At 63.8% G+C, this 1,062-nt stretch carries 2 protein-coding genes; both read left to right on the top strand.

The annotated features are described in order from the left end of the window. On the top strand, window positions 1-274 hold a 274-nt coding region (locus EN879_RS36910), incomplete at its 5' end, for a cytochrome c (RefSeq protein WP_164774890.1). Next, a partial coding sequence (locus EN879_RS36905; RefSeq protein WP_206521099.1) for a cbb3-type cytochrome c oxidase subunit I occupies window positions 271-1,062 on the top strand: 792 nt, incomplete at its 3' end. The genes EN879_RS36910 and EN879_RS36905, both read left to right, overlap by 4 nt.

The raw sequence follows: 1,062 nt of genomic DNA, 5'->3' as shown, positions 1-1,062 counted from the left end.
AGCCAAGGTCGGTGCGGACCTGTTCCTCAAACGCCCCTGCGTGATGTGTCACAGGATCGGGGGGACGCCGGCCGGCGGAACGGTGGCTCCCGATCTCACCCACATAGCCAGCCGGCAGACGCTCGCTGCCGGGACCTTGACGATGAGCCGCGGCAATCTCGCCGCCTGGATAGCCGACCCGCAAGGCATCAAGCCCGGCTCCCACATGCCGGTGGTGGAGCTCAGCGGCGATGAGCTCAATGCCGTGGTCGCCTATCTCGAGGGTCTGAAATGAGCAGCGCGGATCTCACAAGCCAACGCGACCTGCCGCCGGAGCGCAAGGTATCTGCAAAAGGCGACATCGCGCCCGAGCATGACGGACCGCGCGACACCGGCATGGATGATGCCGGCCTGCATCGCTGGCTCGAGCGCACCTGGCGGACGCCATCCGGCATCGTCGGAGCCTTGTCGAGCGTCGATCACAAGGTGATCGCACGACGCTATTTGATCACCGCTTTCGTGTTCCTTGGTCTTGGCGGCCTCAACGCTGTCGTCATGCGCATCCAGCTTTCTGGACCGCAACGCGGGCTGATCGGGCCCGACCTCTACAATCAGCTGTTCACCATGCATGGCGTTACGATGATGTTTCTGTTCGCCGTGCCCATCATGCAGGCGACCGGGATCTACCTGGTGCCGCTGATGGTCGGCACCCGCAACATCGCGTTTCCGCGCCTGAACGCGTTCAGCTACTGGGTCTACGTCTCGGGCGGCGCTTTCGCCTGGGTGTCCTTCGCCCTCAACATGGCCCCTGATGTGGGCTGGTTCGCCTACGTACCGCTGTCCGGCCCCGAATTCGCACCGGGCAAGCGGGCTGACGTCTGGGCGCAGATGATCACCTATACCGAAGTGTCGTCACTGGCCGTCGCGGTGGCGACCATCGTCACGGTCTTCAAGCAGCGAGCCCCCGGCATGTCGCTGGACAAGATCCCGCTCTATGTCTGGGCGATGCTGGTCACTTCCTTCGTCGTCGTCTTCGCGATGCCGGCGGGGATGAGCACCTCGACTTTTCTGATCCTTGACCCG

It is taken from the genome of Mesorhizobium sp. M7A.F.Ca.AU.002.02.1.1 (assembly GCF_003998535.1).
Taxonomy (GTDB): domain Bacteria; phylum Pseudomonadota; class Alphaproteobacteria; order Rhizobiales; family Rhizobiaceae; genus Mesorhizobium; species Mesorhizobium ciceri.
Note: the sequence above shows the minus strand (reverse complement) of the source record. Positions and strands in the feature narration are given on the sequence as shown.